11 protein-coding genes are annotated in these 16,235 nt (G+C 68.0%); 4 read left to right on the top strand and 7 right to left on the bottom strand.

Annotated elements, in window-relative coordinates; translation table 11 throughout:
- Positions 1-220: 220 nt before the first annotated feature.
- Positions 221-1,648, top strand: a complete 1,428-nt coding sequence (locus tag DWB68_RS01275; protein WP_119423329.1) for a DUF1731 domain-containing protein — start codon at positions 221-223, stop codon at positions 1,646-1,648.
- 37 nt (positions 1,649-1,685) lie between these two features.
- Here DWB68_RS01275 and DWB68_RS01280 read toward each other — a convergent pair whose 3' ends face one another.
- The gene (locus DWB68_RS01280; protein ID WP_199700342.1) at positions 1,686-3,605 is read right to left on the bottom strand and encodes a cation:proton antiporter; all 1,920 of its coding nucleotides are present in this window, start codon (positions 3,603-3,605) and stop codon (positions 1,686-1,688) included.
- A 267-nt stretch (positions 3,606-3,872) separates the two neighbouring features.
- Here DWB68_RS01280 and DWB68_RS01285 point away from each other — a divergent pair, with 267 nt between their 5' ends.
- A complete protein-coding gene (locus DWB68_RS01285) occupies positions 3,873-5,390 on the top strand; it encodes an aminotransferase class I/II-fold pyridoxal phosphate-dependent enzyme (protein ID WP_119423331.1) in 1,518 nt (505 codons plus the stop codon).
- A 220-nt stretch (positions 5,391-5,610) separates the two neighbouring features.
- Here the strand turns inward: DWB68_RS01285 and DWB68_RS16525 are convergent, their stop codons facing one another.
- Entirely contained in the window at positions 5,611-6,933 is a 1,323-nt protein-coding gene (locus DWB68_RS16525) for a DUF5996 family protein (RefSeq protein WP_325048534.1), read from the bottom strand.
- Positions 6,934-7,107: 174 nt separating this feature from the next.
- On the opposite strand from DWB68_RS16525, the gene DWB68_RS01295 reads away from it, so the two are divergent.
- A complete protein-coding gene (locus tag DWB68_RS01295) occupies positions 7,108-7,494 on the top strand; it encodes a hypothetical protein (RefSeq protein ID WP_119423332.1) in 387 nt (128 codons plus the stop codon).
- A 63-nt stretch (positions 7,495-7,557) separates the two neighbouring features.
- Here the strand turns inward: DWB68_RS01295 and DWB68_RS01300 are convergent, their stop codons facing one another.
- Positions 7,558-7,767: a hypothetical protein gene (locus tag DWB68_RS01300; protein WP_119423333.1), complete on the bottom strand. Its 210-nt coding sequence runs from the start codon at positions 7,765-7,767 to the stop codon at positions 7,558-7,560.
- Positions 7,768-7,858: 91 nt separating this feature from the next.
- Here DWB68_RS01300 and DWB68_RS01305 point away from each other — a divergent pair, with 91 nt between their 5' ends.
- Complete coding sequence (locus tag DWB68_RS01305) at positions 7,859-8,428, top strand: GNAT family N-acetyltransferase (RefSeq protein WP_119423334.1); 570 nt, start codon at positions 7,859-7,861, stop codon at positions 8,426-8,428.
- Positions 8,429-8,798: 370 nt separating this feature from the next.
- Here the strand turns inward: DWB68_RS01305 and DWB68_RS01310 are convergent, their stop codons facing one another.
- The 4 genes from DWB68_RS01310 to DWB68_RS01325 are packed head-to-tail and all read right to left on the bottom strand — an operon-like array spanning position 8,799 to position 16,234.
- The gene (locus DWB68_RS01310; protein WP_147391543.1) at positions 8,799-10,109 is read right to left on the bottom strand and encodes an ApeA N-terminal domain 1-containing protein; all 1,311 of its coding nucleotides are present in this window, start codon (positions 10,107-10,109) and stop codon (positions 8,799-8,801) included.
- Positions 10,102-13,425 (bottom strand): type I restriction endonuclease subunit R, encoded by a 3,324-nt coding sequence (locus tag DWB68_RS01315; RefSeq protein WP_119423336.1) that lies wholly within the window; start codon positions 13,423-13,425, stop codon positions 10,102-10,104. The genes DWB68_RS01310 and DWB68_RS01315 overlap by 8 nt, the downstream gene beginning before the upstream one ends.
- Positions 13,422-14,711, bottom strand: coding sequence for a restriction endonuclease subunit S (locus tag DWB68_RS01320; RefSeq protein WP_119423337.1), 1,290 nt, complete (start codon positions 14,709-14,711; stop codon positions 13,422-13,424). Before DWB68_RS01320 ends, DWB68_RS01315 begins: the two co-directional genes overlap by 4 nt.
- Positions 14,708-16,234, bottom strand: a complete 1,527-nt coding sequence (locus tag DWB68_RS01325; protein WP_199700344.1) for a type I restriction-modification system subunit M — start codon at positions 16,232-16,234, stop codon at positions 14,708-14,710. Before DWB68_RS01325 ends, DWB68_RS01320 begins: the two co-directional genes overlap by 4 nt.
- Between the last annotated feature and the right edge of the window lies 1 nt (position 16,235).

Raw genomic sequence — 16,235 nt, forward strand, 5'->3', positions numbered from 1 at the left:
GCCTCTGCTCTCGCTCGGTGCGACGCCGCCGTTCCCGCCTGGGGCGGGGACGGCGGCGTCGTTCTGTCTTGTTGGGCAGCTGGGCCGTTGGGCCGTTGGGCCGTTGTGCAGTGCACGACGGCGTGTGGCGGGGCCGAGCGGTCGGCTCGCCTCGGCGCCTTGGCCGCGCTCCCCGCACCGCACCGAGCCTCCACCCAGCCGTCGGCACTAGGCTGGCCGCATGTCGATGTCCCGCACACAGACCCGTTTCCTGGCCGCCTCCCCGGAGCAGGTCTGGGACGTGCTGAGCACCCCCTCGCTCTGGCCGGCGTTTGCCGACGACGTGCAGTCCTTCACCGTGGTGGGCGCCGAGGGCCTCGTGGGGCCCGGCGCCGCGCGCCGGCTGCGCCTCGGGGACGAGGTGCAGGTGCTCCCCTCGGCCCGCGTGCGCGGCTCGATCCACGGCCTCACGGCCCCGCCCGCCACGATCACGGCCCTGGAAACGGACGCCGTCCTCGAATGGACGCAGGCCCAGCCCGGCGGAGGCACCTCGCAGCGCTACGAGCTCACCCCGCAGGGAAGCGGCACCCTCATGACCCGCCGCACCGAGTCGACTGGGCCGCTCGCCGCCGCGTGGTGGGCGTCGCTGGGCGGCCCGCTCTCCCACGACCTCTCCCCCGTCGCCGCGCGGATCGTGGCCATGACCGGCTCCAACGACCCCTCCGCCGCCGACGCCCCGCTCGTCATCCTCGCCGGCGGCAGCGGCTACCTCGGCTCGCTCCTGGCGTACGAGCTCCTGGCCCGCGGTCGGGACGTCCGCGTCCTCACCCGGTCGCCGCACCAAGGCCTGGCCTACCGCCAGCTCGCGTGGGACGGCATCACGGTGGGCCCCTGGGCCGAGGCGCTCTCGGACCCCCGCGGCGTGGACATCGTCAACGTCTCGGGGCACCCCATCGGCGGCGCGGGCGGCGCGTCAGAGATGGCGCGCATGCGCACCTCGCGCGTGAACCCCACGCGCGCCCTCGTCGCCGCGCTCAACGCCGCTGGTGTCACGGCCAAGCACTGGGTGCAGGGAAGCGGCGTGGTGCTGCGCGCCGATCCCGAGGAGGGCCCCATCACCGAGGCCACCGTGCCCACGGTCGCCGGCGAGGAGCTGGCCGGGATGACGCGCCTCGTCGAGGAATGGGAGGCGGCAGCCGCCGACGCCCCGGCCGAACGCCTCAACTACATCCGCACGGGCATCGTGCTCGGTCACGACGCCGCTGCGTTCCGCGCCCTGCGCGCCGTCGCCACCCTCGGCGCGGGCGGCGCACTGGCCGGCGGCAAGCAGTGGGTGCCGTGGATCCACGAGGACGACTGGCTCGCCATCGCCCGCGCCGCGCTGGGTCTCGAGCCCGGCGTGAACCTGCCGAGCGGTCCGGTCATCGCCGCGGCCCCGCATCCGGTGCGCAACGCCGAGCTCATGCGCCAGCTGCGCTCCCGCGTGGCCCCGGCGGGGCTGGGCCTGCCGGCGCCCGGTCCGCTGCTCAAGCTCGGCACCGGCCTGCTGCGCAAGGACCCGGCGGTCCTGACCGGCAGCGCCAACGCCACGAGCGCCGTGCTCCCGGAGGCCGGCTTCGCCTTCCGCTTCGAAACGCTCCCCGCGGCCCTGGACGACATCCTGGGCTGACGCCCGCCCGCGTGAGGCGGGCGGGCGCCGTCGGGCGTTAGCCCCTTGGCTCCCCCTCGGGGGCCTCATCCTGCGCGTCGGTGCCGGAGACGCCCGGCGTCGCCAGGCTGAAGCGCTCGACGACGCGGCGGGCCGGAAGCGCGTCCGCCGCGCTGGCCATGGCCTCGAGTTCGGCCTCCTCGGCCGAGGCGATGGACAGCGCATCGGCGTCCGGACCGCCCGCCATCTGCTCGATCTTGAGGCGCAGGCCCAGCTCGGAGGCGTCGAACGACGCGAGCAGTCCGGCGGTGCACTCGGGCTGGTAGAAGCCCTCCTCGTTGAGCTCCAGGAGCGCGTCGCGGCGGGCAACGATGGAGCGCAGCTTGTGTTCCACCGCGCTCTCGCCCTCCACCTCCTCCACGATCACATCGGCCAGGCGGGCGCTGACCGCCTCGCGCTGGCGGGCCAGCTCCGCCTCGTCGGGCACGCTCGGCTTCACGGCGCGCACCAGCGGCGCCAGGAGCCCGCCCTGTACCAGGAGCGAGAGCACGGCAACGATGAAGGCGATGAGGATCAGCGAGGAGCGGAAGGGCGTCTCGTGCGGCAGCGTCTGCGCCGCCGCGAGCGTCACGGCGCCGCGCATGCCGGCGGCCACCATGACCGTGCCGTCGCGCCACGTGAGCGGCTGGCGGACCAGGTAATCGATGTCGGAGAGCGCACGCCTGGTCCGGTTTTCGAGCCGCTGCCAGCCGGATTCCATCCGGGCCGCGACCTGCTCCTCGGAGCGCTGGATGCCGCGGCGCTCGTCCAGGGCGTGCGCCTTCTTCTTGAGCTTCTTCTTCAGGCGCACCGCGGGGCCGGCGTCCTTGATGAAGATCTCGTGGGTGCGGCGCATGTCGCGGTCGGAGATGGCGGATTCCATGGCCTCCATGCGCGGCTGCATGGCCTGCATGCGCGCCGCCTTGCGGCCGAGCGCCGCGGTGAGCGGCAGGACGTAGGCGGCGCGGATGCCGGTCATGAGCACGAGCGCCACCACGGCCACCAGCACGATCACGCCGAGCGAGCCCATGGCGCCGGAGCCCTCGGCCATCTCGGTGTGCTCGTGGAGGAGCTTCTTCACCTCGAGGCCCATGATGAGGAAGACCGCGCCCTCCAGGACAAGGGTCACGGCGCGCCACATGGTGCGGTCGGAGAGGCGCTGGTCGGCGCTGAAGACGCGGTCCTTCTTGCGTCCCGTGATGATGCCGGCCACCACGGCGGCGACGAGGCCGGAGCCGCCGGCCAGGTCCGTGGGGACGCTCGCCACGAAGGGCACCACAAAGGAGATGACGGAGGAGACGGTAGCGTCGCCGCTGCGGGCGCGGGCGAGGACGCCAAGCTTGCCGGCGATGAAGCCGATGACGCACGCGACGGCCACCGCGTAGGCGAACTGGCCCATGGCGTGCCACACGGAGAAGGACGCAGCTGCGGCGGCCACGGCGGTGCGCAGGAGCACCAGGGCCGTGGCGTCGTTGAGCAGCGACTCGCCCTCGAGGATGGTGGTCACGCGCGAGGAGATGCCCACATTCTTGGCGATGGAGACCGCCACGGCGTCCGTGGGCGAGAGGATCGCGCCGAGCGCGATGCACCACGGCAGCGCGAGCTCGGGGAAGATCCAGTGGAAGAAGAAGCCGAGCAGCACGGCAGAGACCACCACGAGCGCCACGGCGAGCGAGCCGATCGCGTTGAACTCGCGCCGGAAGTTCATGGCCGGCATGTTCACGGCCGAGGAGAACAGCAACGGTGGGAGCACCACCGCCAGGATGATCTCCGGCTCCACCTCGATCTCCGGCACGAACGGCAGGAACGAGAGACCGATGCCGATGAGCACCAGGAGCAGCGGCGCGGCGACGTTCCACTTGGGCCCCACCCGCGACGTCACGGCGATGATGAGCACCGCAATGACGCCCACCAGGATGGCGATTTCTACAGAATCCACGCTTGTACTTCCCCTCGAGTCCCCCGCGGCCGGGTGCGCCGCAGGCTCCACTCTGCCCCCACGGGGCGCGCTGTGACGTCGCCTTTGACGCGTGCTTTTATGCACGACGGCGGCCGGGGCCGCCCGCTGTCGGCCCGCCTGAGGCGGGCCATCAGATCTAAAACCGTGCGCGCGCCGTCGGGCATTCCCGCCTTTACCGTCCAGACGGTAAAGAAAGTGCCCCAAAACCCTTCCGCTGAACCGTGTTCGCCCCATAGCGTTGAGCGCATGTCTGAGAACACCCCCTCCCCCGCCGACACGCAGGACGCCACACCCTACGCGACCCAGCTGCGCCAGCTCGGCGACATCGATTGGATGCACCTGGACGTGCCCGCCCACCAGGGCCGCGCCGCCAATGCGCCCGGCCTCGCCGACCTCATCTCGGAGCAGACGCTGCGCCGCGACAAGTCAACCCTCTTCACTGATATCAACCAGGCCACGTGGTCCATGGACGCCCCGCCCGAGGGCACCCCGCTCGAGCGCGCGCAGCGCCTGGCTGCCGAGGCCTGGGGCGCCTCCCGCGTGTGGTTCCTCGGCAACGGAGCCTCCTCCGGCAACCACATCGCCACCATGGTCACGCGCGCGCTGGGCCGCGAGACCCTGCTCCAGCGCTCCGTACACTCCTCCGTCATCGACGGCATGATCCACGCGGGCCTCGAGCCGCACTTCGTGTTCGGGTCGGTTGACCGCGACCTCGGCTCCTCGCACGGCGTGACGCCGGCGCAGGTGGACGAGATGCTCACGGAACACCCCGGCGTGGCCGCCGTGCAGATCGTCTCGCCGTCCTACTTCGGCGCCGTCTCCGACGTGGCGGGCATCGCCAAGGTGGCGCACGCGCACGGCAAGCCGCTCATCGTGGACGAGGCCTGGGGCGCGCACTTCGGCTTCGCGCCGGGCCTGCCCACCAACGCCGCTCGCCTCGGCGCGGACCTGGTCATCTCCTCCTCGCACAAGAACGCCGGCGCCCTGACGCAGGCGGCCATGCTCATGCTCGGCCACGGGCCCTTCGCGGAGGCGCTCGAGTCGATCGTGGACCGCGTGCACCGCTCCTACACGTCCACGTCCACGTCGGCGTTGCTGCTCGGCTCGCTGGACGAGGCGCGGCACCGCATGGCGGTGGACGGGCCGACGGTGATCCCCGAGACGCTCGACGCCGTGGCGCGGCTGCGCGCCGAGATCGCCGAGCGCGGGCGCTTCCGCGACGCGACCGACGACGCCATGATGTACAAGGACGTCGTGGGGCAGGACCCCTTCAAGGTGGTCATCGACATGCGCCCGGGCGGTCTCTCCGGCACCGAGGCGCACTATCTGCTCACGCGCGATCACCGCGTGGTCATTGAGCTTTCAACCCACGCCGTGATCGTGCTGATGATCGGCGCCACCTCCGAACTGGACGTGGACCGCTTCATCGAGGCTCTCTACGCGCTGCCGAAGGTGCCGGAGTCGCTCATCACTGCACCGGCCCTGCCGCGCCCGGCCAAGCGCGCGCGCCGCCTGCAGGAGGCGTTCTTCTCCCCCACCGAGCTGGTGCCGTGGGAGGAGGCCGTGGGCCGCATCTCCGCCGACGCGCTCTCCGCCTATCCGCCGGGCATCCCGAACATCCTGCCGGGCGAGGTGCTCACCGAGGAGATGGTCGAGTTCCTGCGCAAGACCGCCGCGATGCCGGCCGGTCACGTGCGCGGCACCGCCGACGAGCACCTGGATCACTTCCGCGTGGTGTTTGTGGCGCCGCCCGAGGTGTTCTAGCCCGGTTTCTGGCCGGGCCCTGCGCGCACCCGCGGTGGCAACACACCGGCGTCCCCCGCCTCGCGTTCTCGCGACTTTCTGGCCTCTCCGCGACTTTTTGCCGCGGAGAGGCCATTTTGTCGCGAGGCGGCGGGTTGGCGGCGTGCGGTTCGCGCCACCGCGATGCCCGACGACGGGTGGCCGGGTTGCGGGCTTGGCTCGCGTCCGCCCCGGTCCGCCGCTACCCGTGCAGCAGGTCCTGCCAATTGGCCGGCACCCGGCTGGCCGGGCCAGGCGCCGGCTGGTCAAGCGGGTGGTGCTGGGGATCCGCCAGGCGGGGCCCAGCGTCGAAACCGTCGCCTGTCTGCCAGTCGAAGTACCATTCCTCGCCCGGCTCGAAGCTCGTCAGCACGCGATGGCCCGTCTCCTCCCAGTGCCGCCTCGCGTGCTGCGACGGCGAGCTGTCGCAGCATCCGATGTGCCCGCACTTCGTGCAGCGGCGCAGGTGGAACCACCAGCCGCCCTCCGCCGAGCATTCCTTGCAGCCCGTCCCGGAGGGGACCGCCGAGGGGTCGATGAATTCGCTGAGGTCGTCGCTCATGGTTGAACTCCTTGTTGTCGATTCCTTGTGGCTGGGCGTCGCGCCGAGCAGGGCGTCGAGGTCCCACCCGCCGTTCCGGGCCAACGTGTGGGTGGTGTGGCGCAGGAAGTCCTCGAGGGAGCCCACCTCCGGGGCGGCGTACAGGCGCCCGCCCGGGGTCAGCGCGCAGACGACCTCCCCACGCTCGGTGGCCCACGCGCCGTAGCGGTAGTCCGAGGAGGCATCCGCGTGAGAGGCCGGCGTGCGGTAGGCGCACAGCTGAGCCCGGCCTTGTTCGTCGGTCCAGTAGCTGAACGTGATGTTCTCTGCGTTCTCGGCGAAGCGGTAGATCCGGCCCGCCCCGGCGGGGGTCTGGTTCGGCTTGCCGTTGAAGAGGCCAATCGCGAGGTCGAGCGAGCCCCAGTACAGCAGCGGACCGCTGGTCTTGCCGTAGAAGTCCGTCAGGAGCTGGTCAAAGTCCGCGGCGACCGCGTGGAGCTGGCCGAGCCACACGCGGACCTCGGGGGCCGTGACGTCCGCCGGCACCTCGCTCTGGTCGAGCCGCACGGGTGGCTCGATCTCGCACGTGGTGGTGGCGAGGGAACGCACGCCCAGCGGCTCAAGCTCCGCCGTCAGGCGCCGGTACACCTCGGCCACGGTCAGCGATCCGTCCAACGGGATGTCGGTGGTTTCCTCGGCGGTGGCGATGCTGAGCCGCGCGTGTCTGAAGTCCAGCTCCAGTTCGAAGCGCCGACCCCGCGCCCCGGCGGTCGGGTCACGCAGCAGCCCCGTGCGCAGGCCGGTGGGCGTCAGCTGCAAACCCACCTGCCACCAGTGGTTCCTGAACGGTCGCGCCGAGAGCGCCGCCTGGCGCAGCAGCTGCGCCACGAGGTGGACCGCGGGCCTGGCCAGCGCCCACCCCGCCGGGTCCAGCTCACGCGCCCCCGCGCCGTCGTGCTGTGTGCCGTGGTCCGTCTGGCCCATGTCGATCCCCCGATCGGTTCGTGACCCCACGCTAAGGCCACCGCGCGACGAAGGCGAGGGGCGGGGCTGCCCTCGCCCAGCGCCCGACGGCGGGTGGTTGCGTCGAGCGGGTCGGGCGTCACCCGCCGTGCGTAAGATCCGCACCACACGCCCGCCCACGCTGAAGGGGAACCCATGCTCTGGTGGCTCGACGTCCTGACCACCCTGATCTCTGCGGCCACGGTCGGCTTTGCCGTGGTGGGGTTACTGGCCCCGGCGCGGCTCGTGCCGCCGGGCACTTCACCCGCTCCGGCCGCGCCGGCCGGTGGCGCGCCGCTGCCGGTCGGGACGCGCTACTACGCGGCGATGTACGCGGTGCGCGCGATCCCGCTCGGCGTCGCTACGGCCCTGGCCCCGTCGCTCGCCGGGCCAGGCTGGGCCACGATTGCCCTGTTTGCCGTTGGGGCGGCGGCCCAGCTCGGCGACCTGCTGATCGGCGCCGCGCACCGGCAGTGGGGCCAGGTGGCGGGGCCGGCCCTCGCAACGCTGGTCTTCGCGGCGGCCGCGTTCACCTCCGCCTGATCGGTCGGGGCCCGGTGCCCGACGGCGTGGGGGTCGCGTTGCGCCTAGAACGGCGTGGCTTGCTCAGGCTGGCGTCGCGGCGTCGTTCGGGCGAAGGGTCAGGTACCTCGGGTCCAACCGGCGCCGGAACTTGGTGCCAACCCGCTTCAACGTTCCGGCGTTCTCAAAGCCGAGCTTGTGATGCGGCCCCAGCGAGCCGGAGTTCCCGGACGCCACGGCGTCCGCCATGAGGTGCTGGCCGGCGGCCCACGCCAGGACGAAGAGCTCCTCCATCGGTGCGCGGCGGTGCTCAGGTCCGCGTCGTTGTCGGTCTCGGTGATGCCCAGGAGGTCGGTGGCCAGGGCTGGGCACTAGGGTCGTCGGCATGAACGATCGGCTGACGGTCCGCCAGGCCACAGTCTTCGAGGACGTGGCGGCGGTACTCGGACCCAAGAACCCACAATCAAGCGTCTGTTTCTGCCTGAGTTATCGCATCGGCTCCAAGGAAAACCAGGCGCTCAAGGGCCCCGAACGGGGCGAGCGGGTGCGTGAACTGTGCGCGCAGACGCCGCCGCCTGGGGTACTCGCCTACCTCGGCGACGTCCCCGTGGGGTGGGCCGCCATCCACCCGCGCGCCGACACGTCCTTCGCCCGCAACCTCAAGATTCCGCACCTGGAGGACGGCGCGTGGAGCCTGTGGTGCCTCCGGGTGCGGGCCGGCTACCGGAGGCGCGGGGTCACCACGGCCCTCATCGAGGGCGCCGTTGAACACGCCCGCACCCTCGAGGCGCCGTCGATCGAGGCCTACCCCGTGGACAACGGCGAGTCCCGGGTGGATCCGACGATGGCCTACGTCGGGACCGTGGGGATGTTTGCGGCCGCCGGTTTCGAGATGGCCTCGCCGACGACGTCCGTCATCAACGGGTTCGAACGGGTGATCATGACCCATCGCTGAGGAACCCGGAAACGCAGAAGGCCCGGTCTTCATGACCGGGCCTTCTGTTTTCTTTGGTGGAAGCAATGGAGCGTTGCGGGAACAGGCGACCACGGGTTGAGAAGCTTGTTTCCGCGTGGAATCAAGGCGTCCGCGAGGATGCCGAGTCCGTCGGCGAGGCCGACGACCCTCTGATCGGCGCGTCGGCGGAACCAAAGAAACGACCTCGAACACGGCTCACGGACGAGGAAGTGGACGCTATGCGAACAGCCCGCACGCAGGGCATCGGCGTGACAACGCTGGCGAAGCAGTTCGGCGTGCACCGGGGCACCGTGTGGGTGAAGACGCGACCCGTTTCGACTGTCGGCAACGATGCCTAGCGTCGGCTCGTTCAGCTCAGGCGCTCGGTGATGACGGCTTCCGCCGCGCCTAGGTTTAGCGCGATCCATGCTCGAACGACCTTCACGCCAAGTCGATAGTTGGCGACGAGGTCGGCTGGATCAGGCTCGGGCCGATTCGCGTGTTTGACCGCGTTGTAGCCATCAGCGAGGTCCTTTGCGAACGTCACAGGGGTGGCGGGGAGGCATGAGGCAACCTGCTGGACGATCTTGCGGACGCGCTGCTCCAGCGTCTTCTTGTCGGCCCGCACAGCGCTCGTCCCGGAATCTATGAACGCCTGATAGCCGAACGCCTCCAGCGCGATGCCAAGCTGCGCCATGTGCTCATCGATGGTTCCTTCGCGGATATCCAACAAACGTAGGAAGGGGCGGAGCCCGCGTCGGTTCTCTTCTCCAAACTTGAGCCACTTTCGCACGCCCGCACTCTTGATGTCAGCGAACACAAAGAGCGGGCGCTCGCTCTTCCCCCAGACCGCTGGCCCCATGCCAGTGGCTGCGGTCTTTACCTCGCACCACCGAGATTGAGGTTCTGTGTCGCTCTTGATCGCAGTCTTCTCCTTGTCACTGGTGACCTCGTGGCCGAGGAACGCAACGGGCTTCCAGATCGCGATGCGCAAGAGGTCGCGCATGGCCCTGTGCACCTGAAGATGTTCCGCCCAGTCACGCTCACTCGTCGTGTACGTCTGGAGCAGGGTTCTGCTGGTGTATCGAACCTCGGACTCCTGCCAGCTGGGCGCAGTTCCCCTGACAGTTGCGCGCAAGTTGAGTCTGCCGGCGAGACGAAGGTCTGGTGGAACCTCCATCGTCGTGGTGACGCTCATTGGAGTCCCGTCCTTCGGGAACGTCATCATCGTCCGGTGTGCCCAGAGATCCAACCAATTACCTAGCCCATCGATCTCGGAGCGAAACCCGTTGATCTTGGCATAGTTTCTTGCGTGGGCGGCCTTCTCGACGGCAAAGTTGGCGACGAGTTCACCGACCCCTGATGCTGCGGCGAAGCCACCGATGGAAAAGGAGCCACCACCGGCGCTTCGGCAGCCAACGAGCCCAACGGTTCCCTTGTTGTCGAAGTAGTCCAATTCGGTAGGCGGCTGCTCGGGTGGTAACACCTTCCCGTTCTCGCCGATGTACTGACCCAAGTCACTCCAGAACCAGCGCTCAGGAGAGTTTCCGAGCAAGTATGGCACGCGGAGCAGAACACCACCCCGCGCGTGCTCATCGAGTGTTGCCGGGAGCAGCTCGGAGTAGTCATCCTTCAACCTGAGGTGTCCGACCCTGGACCTTGATGCGGCAGCCTCAGCCATCCGTGCCTCGCAGTTGCCTCGCTACCTGTGCGGCAAAGGCTGAGTCGGCGTGGATGCGCGCGACGACATCGTCGGCGACCTTGTTCACGTCGATCGGACCGGTGTACTCGACCTGCACACGGTCGCTCGGGTAGCTGAAGTCGATTCGGGGCGAGTACGCGCTCTCGCCGTTGTCGCCGTAGGCGGTGAGGACGTGGTCGAAGACCAACTGCACTTTGGTGTGGAAGATTGAGACGGTGTACGGCACTTCCGGCAGACTCTGGTCAAGGACGCGGCGGATGGTGCTGTTGACGTCGTTGTTGGTAGCGACTTTGCGCCGCCAGTCCTGCACGAGCTTCTCGTGGAGGTGTTCCAGAAGTCGCTTCGCGCTCGCCTTGACGGTCTCTCGCTCCTCGGCGGTCAGGACGGGATCGGGTTGGGTGAGCAGGTCGAAGATCGCGAGTTCTTCCTCGGTCATGTCCTCTCGAACGGCCCGTTCCTCCTCGACGGTCAGGGTCTGGGACAGTTCGATGAGACGGCGCAGGTACTCGTCGATGTTCACGCTGCCCGCGTTGTAGTCCGCTATGAGCTGTTCAATACGCTCGACCAGCTCGTAACGAGTCGGGTTCCGCAGAGCTGCACCAATGGCCTGCTGGCGGAGCAATTGAGCAAGCCGGTCAGTCTCGGCGCGCCGCCGGCCCGCGAACTTGGCGGCGAGGCCGTCGAAGTCGATGAGAGACAGGTCGATCAGCGGGTCGGGGTTGGCTCCTTCGGCGGCGGCCCGGATGACGTACTCTTCCGCGCCGACCGAGCGGTCGAGTAGCGCGTCGACCGCGTCTGCCACGGCCGAGATGTCGGCCTCGGGTGGGCGTGTGACTTCGACGATGCGCTCGTGGAGCACGCGGATCGCGGCGACGGTGCGTTGCTGGGCGGCGGCCTTCGGGTTCGGTAGGAGCGCTTTGAAGAGCTTGCGCACTTGCCGCGCTTTGCCGGTGAAGTCGTTGCGGGTCTCCTCATCGACCAGCAGCGCCTCGACCGCAGCGTCGCGCTTGGCGATGTGGTCAAAGCCTTCCGCGTCACGCATCGCCAGGAAGTCGACGCCAGCGTTCGAGCAGAACGAGATCAGCTCGGCCACCGCTGCGTCCAGCTCGCCGGCGAGTGCGTCGATGATCTCGATGGGCGACTCACCAGCGCTCGCTGCGCCGTAGACGGCGAGTGCCTTCTCCAGGTTCCGGAAGACGCCGACGTAGTCGACGATCAGCCCGTTGTCTTTCTCGGGGAAGACGCGGTTGGCGCGGGCGATGGTCTGCATCAGGGTGTGGTTCTTCATCGGCCGGTCGAGGTAGACCGTCGACACGCTCGGCGCGTCGAAGCCGGTCATCCACATGGCGCAGACGAAGACGAGCCGCAGTGGGTCGTCGGGGTCTTTGAACTTCTCGGCCAGGTCTTCACGGTTCATCCGCTCGCGGTGCGGGCGAATGTCGAGGCCCAGGTCGTCGAGCGTCTTCAGCTCGTTCTGGCTCTGCGAGACGACGACTGCCATGTCGGTGGTCTCCATCAGCGCGATGCGCGAAGCGAGCCAGGGCCGCTCCAGTTCTGGCAGTGCATCGTGCTGTTGGCGCAGCCCGGCCAGGTGTTCGACCCACGCCTCCTGCACCAGGTCATACATGCGCACGGCGGCGGCTTTGTCGAGCCCGACGTACATCGCCTTGCCCGAGAACCCCCGCCCGACGAAATGCCGCACCAGATCAGCCGCGATGGTCTTCAGTCGCTCCGGGCGGGTCAGCAGCGTGTACTGCGTGCCGAACTCGCGCGCCAACGCGCCCTCGGCGTCTTCATCAAGCTCTGCAGCTTCGAGGAGTGCGTCGAGCTCGTCGGAGAAGTTCTCGTTGACCAGTTGCAGCTCGGGGATGCGGTTCTCGTAATAGAGCGGGACCGTCGCGCCGTCTTCGATGGCATCGCGGAAGTTGTAGATGCTGACGTACTCGCCGAACTGCTCGCGGGTCGCCTGCTCTTCACCTGCGATCAGCGGCGTGCCGGTGAAGCCCATCATCGACGCGTTGGGCAGCGCCCGACGCATGTTCAACGCGAGGGTGTCGTACTGGCTGCGGTGCGCCTCGTCGGTGATGACGATGATGTCCGAGCGCTCCGAGAGCACCGGCATCACTCGTTCCCCCGCCGCCTTCGACGGCTGGAACTTCTGGATCAGTGTGAACACATAGCGGTGATCGGCGGCGAGCAGCTCGCGAAGATGAGCGATGGATGCCGCGTGAACTCGGGCCTCGGGCGGAACCGCGGCGGCGTCGGCGAACTCGCCGTGTAGCTGGGTGTCGAGTTCGGTGCGGTCGGTGACCATCACGAACGTCCACTTGCCAGCAATCTGACGCAGCACCTTCTGCGTGAACCACAGCATCGACAGCGACTTGCCCGAGCCCTGGGTGTGCCAGAAGACCCCGAGCCGCTTGTCCCGCTCGGCACGAGCCCGGCGCAGGTTCTCGATGGCGGCGTTGACCCCGAGGTACTGGTGGGAGCGGGCAACGTTCTTGACCAGGCCGCCCGGGCGCTCCAGGTACGCGACGAAGTTCTCGAACAGGTCGAGCAGGATCGCCGGGTCACACGTGCCCCGCAGCGCGGTCTCCAGCGCGATCGCGCCACGGGTGCCAGCGGCGTCGACAACCTTCCAGTCGCCGAAGAACTCCCACGGAGCATACGTCGCCCCAACCTTCGCGTCGCTGCCGTTGGAGAGCAGCACTAAGCAATTCGGGGTGAACAGCTGCGGGATCGTGTCACGGTAGTCGGTCAGGTTGTCGTCATACGCCGACTTCAGCGCGACACCCGGCTCCTTGAACTCCATCAACACCAACGGCACACCGTTGATAAAGAGAGCAACATCAAGCCTGCGGGAGTGAAGGTGGCCCTTCACCCACATCTGCTGCACCGCCAACAGATCGTTGTCGGCGGGGTTCTTCAGGTCGAGGTAGCGCAGCGTCTCGATCCGCTTCTCGCCGCGATCGTCTGTCCACTCCGCCCGGTAGCCGTCACGCAGCAGGTCGTACACCTCACGGTTCGCACGTACCCGGTCCATGACCGAGCGGTCCTTGGTGAGCACCTCGATCGCCTCGTTGATCGACGTGTCGGGAACGTCGGTGTCGTTGAGTTTTCGCATTGCGAACCGCAGCCGATGCGTGAGCACCACGTCATGCTGGGAGTCGCGACCGAGCGTGCCTTGGGCTCCGAGTGTCTCCTGAAAGGCGTCTACCTGCGTCCAACCGAGCTGGCCCAGCACCTCCATGCTGGGCTTCTCGACGTACGCGAACTCCGGACCCGACGGCGTCATGACCCGACCCCCTCCCCCACCAAGGCATCCAGGTCGAGCGCCGACACATCGATCTGACCAGTGACAAGCTTCGGCAGCAGCAGATCGCGCAACTCTGCCAACGAGGAGGATTCCGCACGCAGAGTCCAGCTCAGTTCATGCATTGGGTTGACCTTCTCGGCAAAGGCAGCGTCAACAGCGGCGTCCGGCACGGCAACCGCTGCTTCCTCGAAGTCAATGGCACGGACTGCGGGATACGCCGAGCCAGTCGCCCGCCCGACAAGCCAGTTCGAGAAGGCCGTCGTCGATGTCGTCTCGAACAGAAAGGCCGAGGAAACGGTCGTCGGCGTCAGTACAGCCAAGCCAGTTGAGGCGATCCAGTCTTCCGCTGGGGCGACAGCCAGTGCGTGTGCCCGACGGTTCGGTCGCACGGTCGCCCAGACCGTGTCGCCGGGGTTGAGCACTCGTCGGGCTCGCCCAGGTGCGTTCGCTCCCTCAACGGCATTCAACGCGCCGATCTCACGCTCGCCAAGTGCCGTGATGTCGAGGTACCTGAACACCTCATCTGACGCGGGCTTGCGGGATGACCGGTTGACTCCTGCGATCTCCGAAAGGTTGCACACCTGCCACCCCTCGGGGAGGGGGCCGAGGGTGGAGTCGACGAGGGGCACGTCTTCATAGCCCGGGTAGCGGAACTTCACGAACCACTCGCGGTAGATGGCCCGCGCCATCTCCTCCAGCACCGCCACCCGCCGCCGATTGTTCTCAATCAGGTCGTCGAATGCTTCGAGGACAGTGACCAACGAGTCTTGGATTGCGAGCGGTGGGATCGGCACTGGCATCCGTTCAACAATCCCAGCATTGAGGTTGGGCATAGTCGCCCCAACCGCGTGCCCTTCGAGGTAGTCAGATGCAAGCCTTGTATGGAAGAAGAAGCGAAGGTAGGCGGGCCGCACGGTCTCCGACTTCCCTGGGTGAACTCGCATAGAGCCGGTCCCGCAGAAGGCAGGAAGGTCTTCAGCGAAGACCCACGCGGTGCGGCCGACGTCGCCCCGACGCGACAGAACAACGTCGTTCGCAGAGAGGAGATGTTGCTGAAGGCGGGCGGCGGTGGAGTCATCGATCCGCGCGATCGTGGTCGTGTCTATACGCCCCCGCGCCATGTCCTTCGGCATCACGACAGGGATGCCATCCGGGTCATCCGTGTAGTCGCTCCGGTGCAGCTGAGAGCCAAACGGTCCCGTCCGGATGAATCCACCACCGGCACGGCAAATCTCGCCCAGGGTGATCGTCGGCCACTCGGTCATGCGTCGAGAATCCCTTGGACGGCGGCATCCACCTTGGCGCGCAGCACTCCCGCCTCGTCGCTAAGCCGAGTGAACTCTTCGTAGAGCTCTCCGAGCTTGGCTGCGAAGTCCTCATCGTCTTCGTCAACAACTGCCGAGCCGGTGTAACGGCCGGGGTTGAGACTCCAGCCCTGCGCCTCGATCTCACCGCGAGTGGCGACCTTGCACAGGCCCGCGACATCCACGTACTGCCCCTCGGGGAAGTTCTCGGCCAGCAGCGCCTCGCTGCCTGCTCCGGTCTCGACGTCCTCGCCCCGGTAGAGGCGGACGATGCCTGCGAGGAACTCGATCTGCTCGGGTGTGAAGTCACGGTGGGCGCGGTCGATCTGGTTGTAGATGTGCCTGGCATCGATGAACAGCACCGTGTCTTCGCGCGGAGTGCCGAGCTTGGCTCTGTCGAGGAACCACAGCGTCACCGGCAGCGTCACTGTGTAGAAGAAGTTGGAGCCGATGGCGATCATCACGTCGACCGCGCCAGACTCGATGAGTTGCTTGCGCAGGTCCTTTTCGGAATGCCCGGCGTCGCCCGCGCTGTTCGCCATGACGAACCCGGCGCGACCCGTCGGCGCGAGGGCCGCATAGAACTGCTGAATCCACAGGTAGTTGCCGTTGTCAGCCTTGGGCAAGCCGAGGGGGAACCGCTTGTCGCCGGCGAGCTGCTCCTTCTTGATCTTGTCGACGTTGAACGGTGGGTTGGCCATCACGTAGTCGAACGCGCCAACCGCGCGATGGGGGTCTTCGTAGTAGCTGTTGGCCTGACGGATGTCACCGGAGAGCCCGTGGAGGGCGAGGTTCATCTTGGCCAGCGGCACGGTGTCTTCGGTCTTTTCGGTTCCGAAGACCGAAAGCTTGCGGGTGGGGTTGTCGTGATGACGTTCGACGAACTTCGCGCACTGCACGAACATGCCGCCTGAGCCGCAGGCCGGGTCGAAGACCCGGCCTTGGAAGGGCTCCAGAATCTCAACGATCAGCCGGACGATCGAGTAGGGCGTGAAGTACTCACCGCCACCCTTGCCTTCCTGGGCGGCGAAGTTGGAGAGGAAGTCTTCGTAGATGAACCCGAACGCATCGCCTTCGAGTTGCGTGGGCAGCGGTGCGAAGAGTCGCAGCAGTTCGATCAGCGTCGGGCGTTCCAGCTTCTGGTAGCCGCGGGGCAGGATGTCTTTCAGCTCGGGGTTGGTGGCCTCGATGGCCTTGATCGCGTCATCCACGGCCTTGCCGATGTCGTCGCCTTCGGGCAGCCCAACCAGGTACGACAGCCGCGATTCGTCAGGCACGTACAGCACCGACTTCGCCTTGTAGTCGGCGACAGTGGCGGGGTTGCGTGCGGATGCCCGCGATTCGACCTCGGCCCTGATCCCTTCGAAGCGATTCTCGGCGTAGGCTAAGAAGACCAGCCCGAGCACCGGGTCGCGGTACTGCACCGGGGTCAGCTTCGAGTTCGCACGCAACTCATCGGCCGCCGCCCACAGCGTGGCGCGCACC

The sequence above is a fragment of the Galactobacter valiniphilus genome, from assembly GCF_003575975.1.
GTDB lineage: Bacteria > Actinomycetota > Actinomycetes > Actinomycetales > Micrococcaceae > Galactobacter > Galactobacter valiniphilus.